General features: G+C 34.3%; 12 protein-coding genes. 4 read left to right on the top strand and 8 right to left on the bottom strand.

Annotation, left to right across the window (positions count from 1 at the left end; translation table 11 throughout):
* Nucleotides 1–353: 353 nt before the first annotated feature.
* From ACFSO7_RS21935 to ACFSO7_RS21900, 8 genes are all read right to left on the bottom strand, one after another.
* Nucleotides 354–4,040, bottom strand: coding sequence for a helicase domain-containing protein (locus ACFSO7_RS21935; protein WP_377879574.1), 3,687 nt, complete (start codon nt 4,038–4,040; stop codon nt 354–356).
* A gap of 86 nt (nt 4,041–4,126) precedes the next feature.
* The gene (locus tag ACFSO7_RS21930; protein WP_377879573.1) at nt 4,127–5,311 is read right to left on the bottom strand and encodes a hypothetical protein; all 1,185 of its coding nucleotides are present in this window, start codon (nt 5,309–5,311) and stop codon (nt 4,127–4,129) included.
* A 16-nt stretch (nt 5,312–5,327) separates the two neighbouring features.
* Nucleotides 5,328–6,191, bottom strand: coding sequence for a hypothetical protein (locus ACFSO7_RS21925; protein ID WP_377879572.1), 864 nt, complete (start codon nt 6,189–6,191; stop codon nt 5,328–5,330).
* A 171-nt stretch (nt 6,192–6,362) separates the two neighbouring features.
* Entirely contained in the window at nt 6,363–7,709 is a 1,347-nt protein-coding gene (locus ACFSO7_RS21920; protein WP_377879571.1) for a hypothetical protein, read from the bottom strand.
* On the bottom strand, nt 7,709–9,442 hold the full coding sequence (locus tag ACFSO7_RS21915; protein WP_377879570.1) for a HEAT repeat domain-containing protein: 1,734 nt from the start codon (nt 9,440–9,442) through the stop codon (nt 7,709–7,711). The genes ACFSO7_RS21920 and ACFSO7_RS21915 overlap by 1 nt, the downstream gene beginning before the upstream one ends.
* Nucleotides 9,443–9,446: 4 nt before the next feature.
* On the bottom strand, nt 9,447–11,177 hold the full coding sequence (locus ACFSO7_RS21910) for an Hsp70 family protein (protein ID WP_377879569.1): 1,731 nt from the start codon (nt 11,175–11,177) through the stop codon (nt 9,447–9,449).
* Nucleotides 11,178–11,202: 25 nt separating this feature from the next.
* The gene (locus ACFSO7_RS21905; protein ID WP_377879568.1) at nt 11,203–12,603 is read right to left on the bottom strand and encodes a hypothetical protein; all 1,401 of its coding nucleotides are present in this window, start codon (nt 12,601–12,603) and stop codon (nt 11,203–11,205) included.
* The gene (locus tag ACFSO7_RS21900; RefSeq protein WP_377879567.1) at nt 12,600–15,017 is read right to left on the bottom strand and encodes an MBL fold metallo-hydrolase; all 2,418 of its coding nucleotides are present in this window, start codon (nt 15,015–15,017) and stop codon (nt 12,600–12,602) included. Before ACFSO7_RS21900 ends, ACFSO7_RS21905 begins: the two co-directional genes overlap by 4 nt.
* A 777-nt stretch (nt 15,018–15,794) precedes the next feature.
* On the opposite strand from ACFSO7_RS21900, the gene ACFSO7_RS21895 reads away from it, so the two are divergent.
* Genes ACFSO7_RS21895 through ACFSO7_RS21880 form a run of 4 tightly spaced genes read left to right on the top strand, consistent with a single transcriptional unit; the run spans nt 15,795 to nt 19,540 of the window.
* A complete protein-coding gene (locus ACFSO7_RS21895) occupies nt 15,795–16,025 on the top strand; it encodes a eukaryotic translation initiation factor 6 (protein ID WP_377879566.1) in 231 nt (76 codons plus the stop codon).
* A 34-nt stretch (nt 16,026–16,059) separates the two neighbouring features.
* Nucleotides 16,060–17,943 carry a hypothetical protein gene (locus ACFSO7_RS21890; protein ID WP_377879565.1) on the top strand — a complete coding sequence of 628 codons (1,884 nt, stop codon included), beginning with the start codon at nt 16,060–16,062 and terminating at the stop codon, nt 17,941–17,943.
* Nucleotides 17,933–18,778 (top strand): hypothetical protein, encoded by an 846-nt coding sequence (locus tag ACFSO7_RS21885; protein ID WP_377879564.1) that lies wholly within the window; start codon nt 17,933–17,935, stop codon nt 18,776–18,778. The genes ACFSO7_RS21890 and ACFSO7_RS21885 overlap by 11 nt, the downstream gene beginning before the upstream one ends.
* 3 nt (nt 18,779–18,781) lie before the next feature.
* On the top strand, nt 18,782–19,540 hold the full coding sequence (locus tag ACFSO7_RS21880) for a DUF6339 family protein (protein WP_377879563.1): 759 nt from the start codon (nt 18,782–18,784) through the stop codon (nt 19,538–19,540).
* Nucleotides 19,541–19,622: the final 82 nt, after the last annotated feature.

The following is a 19,622-nucleotide window of genomic DNA, read 5'->3' as shown; positions in this document are numbered from 1 at the left end:
ATCCTCTTGGCAACATCAGAGTAAGAACACCCTTTTGTGTTTACCTCTTGTCTGATATAATTTATTTCGACCACTGTTAACACTCCTTAAATACCTCCCGTTGAATGGTTTGCCCAACTAGGAGGGTATGGTATTTAGGAATTGTTGGCAAGTGGTTTTTTTATTTTGTGCAAGATTCTAAGCCATGCACAAATTAATGGCCATTCACTACATTAATAGTTTGCCATAAACATTTTTGAAAACTATTAGAGCTAGAGCATTTACTGAAATCACCACTCATACTTATCTAAAAAAAGACACTCCTATTGTCTATCATAGAAATGTCTCAAAAAGTATGAAATTATAAAACTTGTTTAATTAAATGAAATTATAGATGATTTTCCCTGTTCATACGTAATATACAAATGATGTAAAGCACGGCTTGTAGCAACATAAGCTAATTTACGATCAAAATCTGTAAAACTATAGTCATTAAATCGTGCAATGACTACCGCTTCAAATTCTAACCCTTTTACAGCTGTTGGGGTTGTAATAATTACCTTCACATTTCTTGGTAAATCCGATTCGGTTTGAATTGCTACAGAGAAATATGGGTCAATCATGTAATTAAAATGATCAAGTAATGATTCGTCTTTTACTATCACTGCTACAGACTCATAATTATTAGTTATAATGGCATCTTCTAGTATTTCAATGAGCCTTTGTTCTTCTGTTTTTGATGTAACTTCTACCCATTCCACTTCTTCTCCATCACGGAATGTTTCTGAAGAAAGCTTGTATTTTCCGGTTGCAAACGGCTTAATTATTTCATTACTTACTTCAACAATTTGAGCTGTTGAACGATATGTTGCCTTAAGTTCATAGTAAGCAGGTTCACCAATTACTTGATCAAGAGTATGCCAATCTTGTAAGGAACTCGCTCGATTTAAATTTTGTCCTAAATCTCCAATTAACATTAATCCATTTTTCTTTGTTAATGCATGCATCTCAACAATCTCATATGGCATATAATCTTGTGCTTCATCAACAATTAAGTATGATAACATATGCTCTTTTGGTACACCTTTTATTAGACGGGAAATATGTAATAAAGCCGGTAAATCTTCATAGAAAATATCAAATGATTGATAGTCATTAGGTAAAAGACCCTTTATTTTAGCAACTCTTATGGCTTCGTCAAAGCAATCTAAATAATCAAGTTCAAGATGCTTTATTACATAATTTTTTAAAATGTCACTTTCATTTGATGAAACATGATACTCTATAAATTTATAACCTTGATATTTATTGCTAAAACTGTAGTCCAACTTGTATCGTATTATTAATGCTTCTGTAATTTGTTTATTGTATGCTTGTTCCATCATCATTAGAATTTCTGATAGCAATGCCTGTTGTAGTATTTCTTTCAGCTTATTATAAAATGATTGTTGCTCTATTGCTAATTGTTGAAGAACTAGCTCCTGCACTTCTTTTAAATGCTGTTGAACTATGGATGTATCTGTAACCACAGCAACACTAAACACTTCAAATTGTTGCTCTCTTATATGCTTTAAGATTATAGCTTCTTTCGCTTTTTGAACTTCACGCTGCACATGAGGTTTCCAAGCCTCTGTAATAATTGATTCGTCAATAGATTGAGGAATCAATTGTTGAAGCACAACAGCATGGTCTTTCATTTTCAACTGTACTGCTTGCTGAATCGCAGTTATAAATTGTTGACGACTTATATCAGCTTGCTTTTTTTTCGCATTAGAACGATGAGTTTGATATGAATCTAAATGCTTATCCCACTGATTTCCTAATTGCGCTATCTCAGTCGTAATAAATTCGTTATGGGATAGAGATAAGTTATTTACTTCCTGTTTTACAATAGCCTCTGCCTTGTCCTTTACCCATTGCTTTAACTGCTGCTGTTCTTCATTTTTATTATGTATCTCTTTCTGCATACTTTTAATGAAGAAATTGAAATAGAGATTTTCTCGCTCTTTTAATGTTAGCTGCGGATATTTTTCCATTTCTTTTAAGATTGGTACGATTGGAATAGAAATTGATTTTAACGTGTATGCTTTTGCCCAAATTCGCAGGTCGTTGATTATACTCATTGTAGTTTGCTGTAAAATAGTTCTAAAATCTAAAGAGCCTTTTAATTTTATTATTTCTAGCTCTGTTGTTTGATGACGTATCAATTTTGAGGGAGAAATCATTAATATGTCACATGCTAGTTCTGAGAAAGTCGTTTGTTTAATGCCGAAATCACCTAATGTTGGTAATACATTCTGAATATGTTTTAAAAACGCTTTATTCGGACCAAGAATCGCAACACTATCAGGTGTTAAATTTTGATATTTATACAGTAAATAACTTAGCCTATGAAGTGCTATAGCAGATTTACCACTTCCCGCAGAACCTTGGATAATAATAGGCTGATTCATCGGTAGGCGAATCATCTCATACTGTTCTCGCTGTAATGTTGCTACGATGGATTGCATATCTGTACCACGCTTATTTTCAAGTGCCGAAACTAACCCTTCATCTTTAAAGTATTGGCTAGTTGAGGTAATAGGTGGATGAAGTTTCTTAATTCTCCCGGATTCGATATCAATTTGTCGTATATAATCTACAATAACTTCTCCAAGTGTTTGGTGAGCAATTGGATGACCGACCGCTCGTAAATAATAAAGAGATGCAGCTTCTGCCTTCCATGAAATAACATAGTCGTCAATTCCTTGTTCTCCAATATAAATTGTTTCTGCACCCACTACTGTAACATAGTCAACTCGCCCTATATATGGACGTTCTTTTATATATTTTAGTTTATTGTTGTGTTCATACGCCTGTTTGCGTATTATCCCCTCGACATAAGCTGTAGAATAATCTATTTCATACGTACTATTAAACTCAATGCCAGGAATTTCACGCATAGATGCATCAATTTTTCCAATTACTTTCCTTAGATAGTTGTGCTCTGACTCACTATTACGTGGCAAAAATGATGACCAATCGTAGTTAGGAAATGTAGTTACAACTCCTCCATCTATTGTTGGCACTGTTTTCGACAGGATTTCTGACATGGCTTGTACCATTTGTGCTTCATCTATTTCTTGCTCTACTAATAACTCCTTTTCATCAGATACTTCTCCTGAAAATTCATCAAATGTTATACCTTCCATTTTCTCTTCTTCTAGTGCTAGTTCAATAACAGGTGATTGCCCTAAAGTTAACTTTACTTCTTCCTTTGCCGCTTCTGAAGGTAAGTTTTCTTCTGATAGTAAAGGCAGCACCTTTGATAATGACTCTACATCCTCTACATGAAAATCATCTATAATAAGCGCTTGTTGTTGGGACTTAGATTCTGATGGGGAGTATTCCATTTGCTCAATCTGCTCTTGTAACTGCTGGAGTTTCAAATTCAATTGCTCTATTTGTTGAAGGCGTTGATCAAATTTCATTTGTAAGTCTTCATGAGCAATTTGCAAAGCATTATAATTAGACTCTATTGTATTATATGTTGCTAGTTTTTCTTCTAATTGCCCCACCTGCTGTTGAAGTTTATTAATTTGCTTCTCATATTCAACAACAATAGCTTCCAATCTTTCAGTATCAGAGGTCATTATTTGCAACGACTCTTTTAAATGATCTTTCTCAAGTTCTAATTGGTTAAACTTTTCTTTTGGAACCGTTGCCTCTTTGGCTTTTTTAAGTTGTATCGCTAATTGCTGGATTAGTGTATTTTTAGAGTTATAATCTTCTATAGTTGGTCTTTTCCTAAGATCATTAGTTTCTTCTTCAAGTTTACTGTATCGTAATTTCCATTCTTCTACTTGAGCTATTTTTAAAATTTCTTCAATTTTTTCATAAATAGCTATCTTTGAATCTAATTGTTTATATAATTCCTCTTTTCGCAATGCCTCTTCTTGGAGTTTTGCTAAATGTTGTTCAAGATGTAGTATAGGCGGGTCGTTTTCTAGCTCTACAGAACTTTGTTTCTTAAGGCAATTTGAGTCTTTGTCTTTTTGTTGTAATATATCAAATATGTTCATTATTACACCTACTCTATTCTGCGCCTTATTGATTTTTTTTATTGAATTGTAAATGTGGATAGAAATTGTATAGTAATGTTACATTATTATTTATCAACATTTTCTATTTCCTCTATTGCTTCATTAACATACATTAGATGTTTAACGAAAGCTTGGTTTATTTCTCTAAAATGTTCAATCCTTAACTTACCAAAATAATTGGCCTCCCATTGACAGACTGTCTCTTCAACAATCTTTTGCCCAAGTTGCTCCATATATAAGGAAATACTTTTATTTTCTAATGATTGTTGCTTAAATGTATACAGTTGGATTAGAAAATAATGGTGATATTCATTTACGGCAGCTGCAATGTCCATCTTACGTTTTTCAATTGCCTTATCTTTGGTAAGGACTCCCACCACAACTGTTGCAACTGCTGCAAATAAAGCAACAGGCGGAAAAACATTTAACATCGCATAAGTCATTGTATGCCATCCCATTGCTAATCCTACTGTGCCAATAACAGCTGAGCCTATTCCCATAGCAAGAACTTGTTCTGTTGCACCGAATTGAAAGTCTACTTTTAGATGACTCTTTGCAGAATCAGCTATTGAAAATGCAGATAATCTCTTAACGTTTGGCAAATTAGCTGTAATTATTTCAATCCACTTTTTCTCTAAATTACTTGTTGCATTCGTAATGATCTCACTCATTTGATTTGATACCTTACTACTATTTAGGTATTTCTCTAGTAATTCTTCAACAAGTGTATTCGAATTCATTACCTTTTCATTTTCAAAAACTTGTTTACCATTAATTTCTTTAGAAACCGTATTAATACCTTTTATCGTCGCATTAACAAGAATTCCACTGCTCTTCTTTGCAGTGTCCCTTAAGCCACTATACCACGATCCATCTTTTTCTATTTCCTTAAACATTTTATACTTTTTATCCATTAACAGCTTTGAAACGTTTTGTTCTACTTCTTGCATAAACTCATGATAAATTTTAGGTTTACTTTCTAATAATCTATTTTTCTTTTGTGTTATCTCATCGGTAATATTTAGATACTGACTACTTTGTGCTTGAGTAAGAATTTGCTCCTTTATCAACCCAAGGTTTAATTGCTCAATTGTCGTAGCTTCTCTTATAAGCCCGTGACTCTCAGTAAGCGAGGCAATGATTGCACTCTCAATATTTTCACCCATACTTGAATCAATTTGTTTTATTTCATCAAGAACCGGTTGAAAAGCTGTTAAATTTAATATTTCATCCTTGTAATCGAAATTCATATTATTCTCGTTCTCCTTATAATGACAGAGATACTTTTCTCAAGATCGTAGTTGTTGGCTTTATTAAACTGTGAATTCTATTAAAAGTAATTTCTGGCTTTTCTAGAGCATAATTTATAGCGATTGCTGCTGCAATAGAAGCAATACACCCAATCCAAACAGGACCACCAACTAAGGATCCAATCATTAGGGAGCCTCCAGATACAAGAGCACCTTTACCCGCTTTAATGAATGCCTCTTTCTTATTTTCTGACTTATTAATAGAATAGACTAAGCTACTTGCAGCTATTGGTAATAAAAAGGGATTAGCACTTGCGATAGAAGAAACTACATATGCCCCTGAAAGTTTAGAAATAAGTGATGGATCTCCTTTTTTTCCTAATAAAAATGTTGAAAGTAAGGCAATTACTCCACCAATCAATTCAGGAGCATTAATAGTTAATGCATCTCCCAAAAATGGTTTTGATACTCCAAAAGCTTTTGCTACTTCAGCAAGTTTATCAAACTGTTCTGGAGTTAAAGAAAAAAAAGGATTTATTCCTGAAACAGAAGCGGTATCCCTTAGAAGGTGTTCACCTGCTTGTAAAAACTCAGTTACAAATGAATCATCTGCTTTAACATCTTTTACTGCGTTAAAAGAACTTAAAATAGTGTGTTGCCCATCCAATAAATGATGATAAGAAGAGCCTCCAACATGAGTAGTATTATAAATTGAATCAATAGCTCGATCATAATCATCAAAATTATGATTAAATGTACTAGCCATCCATTGAGCCAAAGAGTGGCTCCCTGTTATAAGACCGGAATCAAATGCAATTGGGACTCGTCCATCTCCTGATAGTCCTAATTTAATGTTCTTTAATCTGGTTTCATGATCCATGTTTTACTCCTTTTCCAGGTAAATTGAACTATATCTGTTTTAAGTTAAAATCCAAAAAACACCTACTATAAACTCAATTAATCTGTTTTAGAGGTGTTTTTTTGTAATGTTATCGAGATTGTAATTTTATAATTTTAAATAACGGAAACCTTCCCTTGATTTAAAACTTCACTATAGCCGTTTAGGTTCATTCTTCCCGATATTGTCTAGGAAACTTCCAAATTCCTCGAATTCATCCACTTCATCTTTCTGTCCATTACTTGTAACAGTAGTTATAGGAGCGGTGTTTGCACCTGAAGTGAAAGACTCCAATTGCAACTTTAATTGATTTATTACTTTTTGGTTTTCTTGGTCTCTTTGTTGAGCTTGGATAAGATGAATTTCAAGCTGTTTTTTTAGGCGATTATTTTCATCTTCTAAATCAGATATTATATCTTGTTGTGATTTGTAGTCCTCCATCGTAGCAGTTAGTCTTTTGTTTACTAATTCTAAATCATCAATTTGTTCCAGGTAATCATTGATAAGGAGACCCCTCTCAGCTTTGTATTTATTCAGTAAGGTTTCTTCCAAGGACTGAAGAGCTTCTTCTTTAATCTTACGGGCATTTGCTATTTCTTTTGCAAATCTATCATTCTCTTTGCGCAATTCCAATACTTCTTTTCGTAATTCACCCAATTCACTACCAAGTTTACCAATTTCCTTATTTTTTTGTTCTAGAACTCTCTTTTCATTTTCCAACTTCTTTTTGAGTTGGCTTTGTTCCTTCGTACTTGTTACTAATAGTTGTTCTTTTGTCTGCAATTGATCACTTGTGTTTTTTAAATTCTTTTGTAACTCTTCAATTTCACCTTCAAGTTTCTTGTTTGTCTCTATTGCTTCATCATACTGTTCTCTGAAGGTACTTTTTTCTACTCTCGCTTTTAATGAAACTAAATCTCTAACAATGGAATCAAAGTTTATCTCTACACTATCCTGCACCTCATCTTCCATTTCTCTATCCTTCTCTCTTAGATTATAGTCATTACCCAATAACAGGCCAGTCTCCTCTTGGAATGTATGACCAAAGTACTCCAAAATACCTTTGATTTCACCGTGATACTGTTCTTTAAATCTTAACCACGTTACAAAGTAACGATAGTAAATATTTCCTCCAAAGACCTCTTCTTCTATCAGTACTTTAAGTTCATCATCTGAAGTAGAAGAATCAACATTCATAACATCTATCAATTTTTCTATTGTAGCCATATTAATGCTAACTAGGTAATTATAAAGGGAATATGATTCTTTGATAAAAGGAGAGATTGCTCTGATCAATTCTACCCGATCAATATTTTTGGTTATGATTTGCTTCATGCTTAAACCAGATTTCGATATAACTGCCTTCTCATCTGAAATTGAAGAACAGATGAGTTCAGTATCCAGTGATAAGAGTAGGCATGCATCTAAAAGGGAACTGTCAATTCCCTCTACATCCATATAGCGATATCGTTTAGCCTTTTTTTTCTTTCCTGTTGCCATTAACGATCACCTCTTTCGTCATAACCAACATCACTGCCTCGTTTTGGCATGGATTTAAAGATTAGTTCTAATTCACGTTTCATTAATGCGTCTTTTTCTCTTTGTTTAGCCTCAAATAGTATTTGTTGCGGTAATATTTGTCTATTTGTATTGACGAACTTGGCTACCAACCTATAAATTTCCAAGCGGACAGGTGCACTTACATTTTTCTTTAACAGCCTTTCAAGTACCGGACCTACCTCTCTTGGTAGAAGATTGGGACGCTGTAATGCAAGTAAGATCGATACAGCTTTAGAATCAGATACATCATTAAGCTTATCCGTCATCTTGATTAGACTATTAAACTTCAATAATGCTGCATAACCGCGTAAACGATGTTGCTCTTCATCATTTCCATCTATTAATGTTTTTAAATATTGATCAAAAGCTGGATCATATCCAAGCTGAGTAAGGGTATATATCGCAGATAATCTTACCTCTGCATCATTTAAATAGGGTTTAAGATAATTAATAGCTTTTTCATTTCCAATATTGGCCAACGCTAGGATACATGCTTCTTTTAAACGTTTATTTTCAGCCTGTTGTAATTCATCAATAACAAAATCTGCTAAACCCTCCTCTTTCGTATGCCCTATCCCTTCCATGATTGCAGCACGTTTGTTTGGTAGTTTTTTATATGCTACTCTTAGCTTTTCAACAGCAATAGGTTCTCTAATACCTCCTAGTAATTTTGCAGCCTCACGAATTCGTTCTAATTCTGATTCCGTCTCAATAATTTCAATAAGAGAAGGTATAGCTGTTGTATTAAAGGACTTAATAGCAGTCGAATAGATCGGTCTGTTTTGTCGATTACTTGTATGTACATATCGATCAAATAAATGAGGAATAATCGAGCTAGAAACTTTATAAAAATCTCTAGCTTGTAAAATAACATCCCCTAACATTGATTTTGGTAAAACAAGTAAATCTAATACCTTTAGCAAATCTATTACTGCCTCCGTATTCCCCATATTAAGGAAAGAATCAAGCGAAGGTATAAATAAATTTGGATTTTTAGCATGACGTAAAATAAGTGCAGTGGCTTCCTTTTCATGAACAAAACCTGCTACCCGGATTGCTAACTCAATGTGTTGTTCATTCTTTGCATACTGCAAAATTCCAAGGATTAAGATTCTTCCTTTTAAACTAAGCACAGTTAAACGACTGCATAATTGAACGAGAGCCTCTAATTTCATTCGTTCTTCTTTATCCTTAAAATCAAACATATAGGCTTCCCTAAAAACAATCTCAATAGCTTTATCACCTATATTTTCAATTTTGTTTGCCGATTTTAAGATTTCTGAACGGTCATTACTTTTACTCATGATTTCAATATTTTCAATAATGATAGCATTATCATTATTCGTTAATGATGGATCCGGTTTAAACGCTTCTACATTAACGTAACCAATATATCCACCATCAACCCCTTGATAGGAAACTTCTTTCTCCTGGGACTCTTCTTTACTTTTTGGAACGTTACCAGATAATAAAAACTCAAATTCATCTATACTCTCATTCCTTCCCGGTTTCAAAGATGCCTTCTGCTTATTTAATTCTTCTCTAATTTCTTTTTCATCTGGAAGTAATATATCTGGTGTAATACTCTCATAACTGCTATTCTCACTCATCTTTGTTTTCGTTTTCAACTGTTCTTGTATGGTTTGGTTAAATAAATCAGATAATTTTACCATGTATTTATACCTCCTTATACTCGTTATTAGTCATTGCTTCCTGTCTTTTTCCAATCAAAGCTTTTTCTTCCTCTGTTGAATCCGTAATCCCTAAGTCAACATAAACCATTTGTGTTTCATCATCCTTTAGCCATGCTTTCACTTGAAGATTTCGATCATTATCAACATCAATATGAAACACGAGTGGTGATCCAACTCGAACTGGTTGGGTAAATTCTAAGGTTGCATTCTTTAGTTGTTTTTGAATCATAGCCTTGGGATCATCTGCTGAAAATAATTCAAGTGACATGGTATTTACATACTCTCCACTACCCGAAACAAAGAAACCAGTGTCAATTGTCTTAGAATGTGGAACAGTAGTATCTTTCGTAATTAGTGGCACAGGTGTTCCTTTACGTACTTTGATATATACATTTTGTGGATATAGCTTATCTATTTCTACTGGAAAAATGGAAATCTCATCTAAGAAATAATGATAAATTGCAGCACCTCTTGATACTGAATGCATTGGGTTTGTTGCAACAGTTGGCTCCTTACCAAATATCTCCTTTACCCGTTGCTTGATAGTAGGAAAAGCCGTCATCCCACCGACTAAGAATATATGATCAATGTCATGTACGGTTAATGGAATTTTCCCCATACGTAATGCATTCATTATTGGGAACTCGATATTTTTTCCATCTTGATCACCACTTTGATAAAGGAGTGGGCGAATTAATTCATCCATTTCCTTTTTCGTTATTGTAATCTCTCCCTCTAACTCTTTTGGAACATCAAATAATGTTAAGCTAAAGGATAAACTATCAAATAACTCAGGTTGGTCATAGTAACAAATTCCTTGCATTTGTTCTCTTGCACTAATACGTCTTGAAAAATCAATTTTAGCCTTTTCAGCAAAATCTAATAACATTTCTCGTAATTTATTAAATTCATTTTCTGAGTATTTGGACATCATCTCTCTAGGTGATAATCCTTTTTCACGAAAACGTTTTGCAAATAAATATTTCATCACCGCATCATCAAAATCAGATCCACCTAGTTCTGTGTATTGAGAAATGGATAAGTCTTGGATATTTATTCGGTTGTTTTCACCTTGTGAAATACGATGGATAGTTACATCACATGTTCCTCCTCCTAAGTCAAAAACTAGTACAGTTTTTGATCCAGTCGCCACATCTAATACTCTTGCAGTTTTGTCTTTTAAATTCTCTTCATGTAAAAAGTCAATTAAGGATGCAGTCGGCTCAGGAATCATATGAATCTTGTCTTTATTGAAGCCTGCCAATTCAGCAGCAATTTTTGTCTTTCCTTGTTGATGAAAATCAAAACTTGCAGGTACTGTAATAACAGCACTATCAATTTCCTCACCAAAATACTTCTCTTCTACTGTCTTTTTTAGTTTTCTAAGAATAAATGAGGAAATATGTTCTGGCTGATAGCTATCATTATGAACTTCCCATTCTACTTTTTCCCCAATATGGCGTTTTACATTAGATAGCGTTTCCTTAGGGTAATAACTTTGCATTCTTTTCGCATATCTTCCTACATAGGGGATAGAATCCTCATCAAAGTGAACAACGCTAGGAAGTTCCTCACTAAAGATCATCCCATGTTCCTCATATTGCTGGATTTGAATCGTCTTTGCTTGTACTTGTTGATTTGAATTTAATTCTGCTACCGAAACAGTTGAATTTGTTGTTCCTAAATCAATTCCAACATATCTTTTCTTTGCCATAAAAAACTCCTCCAAATTTTTAGTATTATATTTGTTTCAATTCCACTACCTCTTCAACGAGTGGATAAATGATTGTTTTTCCTTCAATTGTCCAACCACGCTTTAAGATCTTAATTTTTAACTTTTCAGCCTCTGTTGTTAATGGAATGGTTAATGAAAATTTATCTTTTAGTGCCTCCCTTGTAATCTCGAATTCTTCTCCAATATCAAATCCATATGTTGTCGGCTCAATCCCACACATTCTTAAATAGTTAAATAAATTCTTAATCTTACCTGTTAGCATTGATCCTTCATCATTATGGTTAATTTCATCAAATATTTCAGATAATAAATACTGTGTCTTTTTACCTGCAATTCCTTCAAATAAATCAAACAATTTTTTATATTGAAGTTGTTCTTTTTCTTTTTGAAGTCGTTCTAAGTGACTATACAAGCGCTGGTTTTCTACTTCTAACTCTTGTAAACGTTCACTTGTTATTTTTTCTGTTTCCTTTACTTCTGGTGTTTTTTCAAACTTTGTTAATTGAGTGCTTAAATCGACAATTCTCTTTGCATATTCTTCAATTTGTTCTTGTACAGAACGTTCACTTGTTTCTGTTTCCCTTGTCTCATCGGGTTTGATTGAGTTAGATTCGTTTACGACTAATTCTATTACTGGAAACTCTTGGTTTTTAATTTCTGATGTAACCTCTGGTTGAGTGTTCGCGTCGTCCTTATGCTTATACTCTCTTAATGTATTACTTAAAGCTTCCATTGCAGGCTCTTGTTCTTTAAGCTCCATTGCGATTGGTAAAATAATCTGCATCATTCCCTCAGCAAAAACAGCAGCCTCAAGTGGTATATTCTTAACAAGGATTTCAATGTTAAATATTAATGGGTTTCCATTATTCAAATAAAAATCAAGACGACCAAGGGTCTTTTTACCTACTAAATTAGCGGTATCTCCGAAAACGTGTTGTAATATTAGGTTGTATACTTTCTTGACTTCCTTTCCTTTTATTAAGTAAAGAAGGACACGAATTAACAATTCGCTGAACAAGGTTGGATCATCATTTGAATACACTTTATAAGATTCAAGGCTTCCAACACTAAGGGCAGTAAATGCATGTTTTTGCTTATCATTTGAAATGAGTGAACGTTCAAAAAAGGCAGAGATGGTTTCCCTTGAAATCTGTAATACATGGGTTGAATTCCAATGGCGTACAATCAAATCGTTTAGATCGAGATTGTGAACAGACGAATTTTCATAAACCATTTGTTCAGCTAATAATTGAATTTCCCAGCAAAATATACGACGTTTTGTGTTTGTGTCAAGATTTAGGCTCTTAAGGCTTTCTTCAATCTCCTCTTTTGTCATTTTCATCTCTTTTTGAATTTCCTTTAAAAAACCATTATGTTTTATAACCTGTATTAATAATTGATTCATATTGACTCCTCCATTTTCAAACTATAACTTTCTCCATTAACAGCTGGTATTACATTAATTGGTAATACCGAAAGCAACTCTTTGATTGTCGGGTATACACTCAATTGTTCATAAGCCCGTGGTGAAATATATTTTCTATGATGTTCACCATGAACCAGGAATACAACCTGCGGTTGTAGAGATAAGATGGTTTGAATCATTTCTTCCCGGTTTGCGTGTGCGGATAGTTTAAAGCTTTTCACACTAGCATTAACTTCAACTTTCTCCCGTCCAATTTTCATTGTTGGCTTCGGTTGCTCTTGCAAATGCTGTAAAGCAAAGCCTGGACTTTCTTCATCCATATAACCAGTAAAAGCAATACTATTTTTTTTGTTTCCTAACATATGTAGAGCATAGCGTGATGACGCACTTCCTTTCTGTAACATCCCAGAACTAGCTACAATTACTTTCTTGCTAGCCCCCATTATCTGACAAATGGTCTCATCAAATGAATAGCCTTTGTACTGGTCCTTTACACTTTGAATTCCTCCACTAAAAAAAAGTGGACCTCTACCCAAATATTTTTCATATACACGACAAATGTTTGGTACTAATCCATCGGTATAAACAGTATAGGGGGGATAATCATTGACTTTAAAATGTTCTTTAATAATCAACAAGATCTCTTGAGCTCTTCCTAATGCAAAAGCAGGGATTAACATGGAACCATCTTTATTCATGGTTTCTTCTATAAATTTCAACAATTGCTCCTCTTGTCTTTGCCGTGTAATATAGGCATGTAACGGATAGTACCCATATGTACTTTCTGAAATAACCACATCCACCTCAAGGTTTTCAGCGAAATTAGCTCCTTTCACAGTTAATTGATCACCAATTGAATAGTCACCTGTGAATAATATCCTAGTATTATCAAATTCTATTAAAATGGCAGCAGCACCTAGAATATGACCTGCGTGTAGAAAGGTAATTTTCCACTTTTTATCCCGTGAGGAAATGAAAAAAGGCTTGTTTACTTTTTTCGTTTCTATATGCAAAAGAACTGACTGTAAATCTTTTTCTGAATAAAATCCTTTAACACCTTGATTATTTCTCCAAAGGTCTTTTAATAAAATGGACATTAATTCACTTGTTGCTTCCGTTGAGTAAATCGGTATAGTAGGATCTAAACGATGAATATGTGGAATAGCTCCTGTATGGTCAAGATGAGCATGACTAATAACAACTGCATCTAAATCATCAAAGGAAATATTTTTCTTTTTCAATGGAGAATAGTCAGGAAAAATAGATTCACCTGGATCTAAATGAATACCTGCATCCAGCATGAGGTGATGATTATCAATTGAAATGAGAATTGATGTACCACCGATTTTATGTCCTCCTCCAAGGACTGTTATTTCAACATTAGAAAGATCTTTTTCTTCCTTATTATTAATGGCTGTATTTAACTGATTATAATAGTTTAAAGCCTCTGGTAAATCCGCATGATTTAGAATTGCTCTTTTTAAAAATGGGAATGACTTTAACCCCAATTCTGTAACAATTAACAGAACAGCTAGCCAGTCATGAGGCTGATTAAGTAAGTAGAGAATTTCATCATTTGATAATCTATTATTCAAAAGCTTTTTACCATAGATAAAATAAATAAACCGTTTATCAGATAGCCTTTCTGATAACGTTGTTGTCTTAAACGTAAGGATATCCTCTTTATTTAACCCTCGCCCATTTATCTTTTCATAGAAATCGAGAAATAGTTTTATAGGTTCATTAAGTTGGTCTTTCAATGAAATACAATCTTTCCGTGAAAGTAGATTTGGAACCAAGTCAAGTAAAATACACCAACTTGTTACTTCATTAATATGGTGTAATTCATTTTTATGTAAAGCAAGTAACTTTCTAAGGTGGTATCTAGCTTGGGTAATATTACGATTGATGTATTCTTCTTCAACTAGAAATAATGTTATTTCATTATAAAGTTCAGAAAGTGGTTTACCTTCATAACTAAACTGCTTTGAAACCTTTTCATATAAGTCAATTACCTTCAAATACACATCCTGGCCGTTTTCCTTCTGAATCATCAAACATTTAAAATAGATATCTGAACCTAACTCAATTCCTGGTTGTTTTAGGAGCCATTCAATTTCTGAAACAATTTCACTTTTCGTACCTATAGCACTTTGAAAAAAGACATTCCCATATACATCAAGGGATTCCCCTCTTATGATTAACTCTTTGGATAATTTATAAGTGTTACTAAAATCCTTAATTGCATATAGAAACTGACATGTCCTACTTAGAATATGTGAAGGCAAATCAGGGTACATGGCCAGTTTAATGTATAATGATTTGCTTTTTTCTATGTGGTTACGGTTTTCGTAGAAAACAGCTGTTTCAAAAAGGTTTTCAATATTTTCCACAAGTTTTTACTCCTTTCGACTTACTACTATAGTAGTATAAAAATTCCAAAAAATTTGTCGATTTTTGTAATTGATTTGAATATTTTGTCACTTATAAATTTTTTGTTCAATCTTTATATAAGTTTCTCAGAATCAATAAGAACTCTCTTAATAAAAAAAACTAGAGGCACACCTCTAGTTTTTTGACTTTTGAAATATTTACGATTCTAATACTAACTTTGTAGCGACTTCTTCTATCGTTACGTTATTGAAGAACTATCTCAAAATTTGTTCTAAACTTATGAGAAACCTTTATTAGTTTACTATAGTAAGTCTTTCTTATTAATGTATCAATCAATCCATTCCCAAGGCGATTACTCGGAAGCGTTTGAATTATTAGCAGTTTAAGACAGTAATATGGTTTTATTGTAAAGCCAGAAGTTAAGCCCCATTTGCTATATGTTTCGGGATTCTTACTAGACAATTTAAGATATGATACCATTCCTGATGAATTCGATTCATTAAAAATAGAACTTCCATCCTGCATCAAGGGATGATTCCTCAACCTTCGATAAATTATCCTTTTTCTCTTCAGAAGGCACAATTCACATTTTAACCAGGCAAAGTACACGTTTACTATTTGGCTACACTTAATTATTTATAGAATACAAACTATATATTAATTATTTATTAAATATTTTAAATATATATAAATAAAATAGATTTATATTTTGCAATTTATATAATTATTATATATAGTTGAATTAAATATAAAAAAATAGAGGTTGGAGGTATACGATGTCTGAAAACAAAAAGCGCGATAAGTTTGAGGAGCTTGCTGAGAAACGTGTAACAGAAACTGTAAAAAAGATTAGACTGATTGGGAATCTATCGAATCGTAATAACTATGATTATACTGATCATCACGTGAAGCAAATATTGTCAACGCTAGAGGAAGAGCTAAAGATCTTGCGTGCTAAATTTAGCGAAGGTGATAGAGATAAGGATTCTACATTTAAATTTAAATAACAAAAAAGCGATTTGAAAACAAGGGGGCACAAACATGGTAGGATATTGGAATTTTCCGGCGGTTGCTGGTGGACAAGTCATCTCAATTAACAATGCAGGAATCGAAACGTTCCGTGGAAATGAATTGAATTCTGTTGGACGAGAAGTACCACAAAACTCGGTAGATGCACAGTATGACGAAACAAAGCCAGTCATTGTCGAATTCAGAAGTTTTCAACTGAAAACGACAGCCTTTCCGAATCATCAGGAATTCTTGAAAGTTTTCGATGATTGTGAGGTAACCTGGAAGGGCCATAATGAGAAATGCGAAAAGTTCATTAAGCAGGCGAAAGATATTTTAACTCTGCCGACTATCTCCTTCCTACGTATTAGCGATTTCAATACAAAGGGGTTAGAGGGTGCTAATTCGACAAAGCTAGGGACACCTTGGAGTTCACTTATTCGTGAGGCTGGCTCATCGAATAAACGAGATAACTCAGGCGGAAGCTTTGGAATCGGGAAATCCGCTCCAGCAGCTAATTCTAAGCTTCGTACATTATTCTATGATTCTTTAGATATTCATGGTATTTCATCTCATATTGGTGTAGCAAATATTATGTCCTTTGAAAAGAATGGCAAAATTACGACAGGTGTCGGCTATTTTACAGGGGATGAGAATTCACGCGCAATTTCAGGCTTGCTTGGCTTAGATCCAAGCTTTGTACGAACAGAACCAGGAACAGATGTATATATTTCTGCCTTTAATACAGATAAAAATTGGAAAGAGCGTCTATTACACTCGATTTTAATGAATTTCTTTATTACGATTCATCTGCAAAAGCTTGTTATTCGTATTGAGGACCTTGAAGTTAACCATGAAAATTTAGGTGAACTAATTATGGCGCTTGAGGATACAGAAGATTTCCGTTCATTGAAGGCTTACTATCAGTTATTAATTTCTAAGGATACCATAGTCGTTCCATCGCCAGAGTGTCATTACAAAACAATCGGTACTTTCGAGGCAGGGGAAGCCAATCTGCTTTTAACAACCGGTGAAGAATTAAACCGTCGTGTACTTATGACACGTGATAATAGAATGCGTTTGTTTGAGCAAGGTCGTATTAGCGGTAGCATTTCCTTTACTGGAATTCTGATGATTACTGGGAAAAAGATGAACAAAGTTTTTAAGGAACTTGAAAATCCGGCCCATACAAAATGGGAACCAAATCGTTATGAGGATAATCCAAAGAGCGCTGAGAAGGCCATGAAGGATTTAATCAAATGGGTTCGGGGTACGGTGCATGATAAATTCCAAACAGAAGCAACGGATACAATGGATGCTATTGGTTTGAATGATTTCCTACCGGATCAGATTGCTAATGGTCAAGGTCAAGAGCAAAAAGAGTCTCTTTCAATCAAAATCAAGGATGTAAAGCAAAAGCCAAAGGAAAAGGTTAAACCAAAGCCGAGTACGAATGAGAAGGATGATGTCAACGGATTACTAATCGATACAGGTATTGGTGACGAAGAAGGCGATGGTGGTGGTACAAACAATGGCGGCAACCATGGAGGCGGCGGTAATAGCCAAGGTAGTGGCTCAGGCAGCGGTGGCAACCAAAAAGAAAAGAAAGAAAAAAATAAGCCGATAGAAACCACTATGCAGTACCTATGTACAGATAAAGCAAAGGGTGTTTATCGTGTGATTGTTTCACCTGATAAGAAGTTTACAAGAGGCAAGCTGGAGTTCAGCGTTTCTGGTGAGCAAAGGGATGTAATACTACCAATCGCAGCGGTTTCATCAACTGAAATCGCTGATATCTCCATTCGTGAAAATATAGTTCGATTCACAAATAAGGTCGGTAAAGACGATATTAGCCTAGAGGTCCAAATTGACTATTCTGATTATTGCGCGCTTGAGGTGAAACTATATGAAATTTAATCCTGCCTTACCTTATCCAATACTTTCAAAGGAAAATAACAGTTATAATAATTCTTCATTTGATGTACTTGTCGATCCTAAGAAATCATTTGGACAGCTTGTGCTAGAGGTCGAATTTGCGCTTAAAAATGATAATTTACAGGAATTAATTGATCAAGGCAAAGCCATCTTTGCCTTACATATTGAATGTCCTCTAACAAGCTTCCGTAGCTTGTTCAAAGGTGATCAAAAAACATTAACGATAAAAATTGAGGAGCAGCAAATACGCGGAAGAATAGATGTCCATGCTTTTATCCTTGCGAACGACCACATTGTTGATTATACGAATCCGGATTGGAATACCTTCTATTTCGGCATTCCTATTACCTATGAAAAAGGGAATATACTTGCATTCGGAAGTGCTGGGGAAATCGTGCTACAAGAGGAAGCCGCAGAAGAGCAAAATTTGCCTTCTATTGTAACTGTACGACGCGCTGGTAATCGTGAATATGTTGGTATTGAATTAGGCACCAATCAAATTTTAGTGCTATTACCTGAGCAATTGTATAAACAATATGCTGATTATGGGAGTAGTCGATTAAAGGCTACGATTTTATCTATGATTATTTTACCTGCTTTAATCGATGTATTCCATACAATCAAGGCCGATCCAAGTGCCTACGAGGATACTCGATGGTATCAGGTGCTTGTGCAAATCTTCGAAAATAATCATGTACCATTTGAACGTGTTTTAAATGATTTAATGCCCGTCATAGAAGCAGTCCAATTGGTTCTAAGGAATCCACTGATTGCTTCATTTAAAGAGATAGAGAAATTACTAGGACAGGAGGATTAATGAATGAAAATTCAATATATATCAGAGAATGCCTTACAGGATTTACTTGCACAGCATGATATTTATAAAGGACATTATCTTTCGCGTAATGAGGATTGGTTTAAATCTTACTTTTCACAGGATGGTGTTGTACTTGGTTCACAAATTGAGTACGTACATCCTAAGTTTAGCTTCAATCCTGACTTTTCCGTGAGTGATTTTGAAAATGTAAAGGCGATGTATGATACGCTCAGGCATTTGACTGTTGCGCAGGCTACGCAAGAGCGTCTATGGGTAGGACTTGCCCATTTGCAAATGCGTGATTACTTCAACTACCGCTTAAGGGATGATTTAGAAAAGAAAAATGAAAAACGTCTGAAATCGGCACTTTTTTTTGTGAATGGAGCGAAGCGCTCTTTATTTGTGCATGTCCTGGCTCGACTATGGTGGGTTGGATATATGACCTATGATGAAAGCAATCCTAACAATCCATACTGGCTAACAGAATTTTTCTGCGCACGAGAGTTTTCAGGGCGTAGTGTTTACTTCTTCTCAAGTAATTTCACCGGAAATCGTATAATTACAAGGGGCATACTACAGGCCTTAAAGAAATTGAATGATGAAGGTTTTGAAATGAAGCGAGAACACTTTGTAGAGGCAGGTCGCTATTTGAATATTGTAGGCGGCGCAATGATTTTAGATATGCTAAATCAGGATGAGGTAGCTATCATGATTGAAGCTCGAATTCGTAAGGTATTTGATTTACAGCCTGTTGGAGTTTAATTAGGGCTGGGAAGTTAATACTCGTTACCTTTTTTTAGTTATGATGCTTAATACCCAATAGCATTAAAATGGGATGTAACAT

The organism is Bacillus sp. CGMCC 1.16607 (assembly GCF_042683745.1).
Lineage (GTDB): Bacteria > Bacillota > Bacilli > Bacillales > Cytobacillaceae > Pseudoneobacillus.
This window is presented reverse-complemented; position numbering and strand designations above follow the sequence as displayed.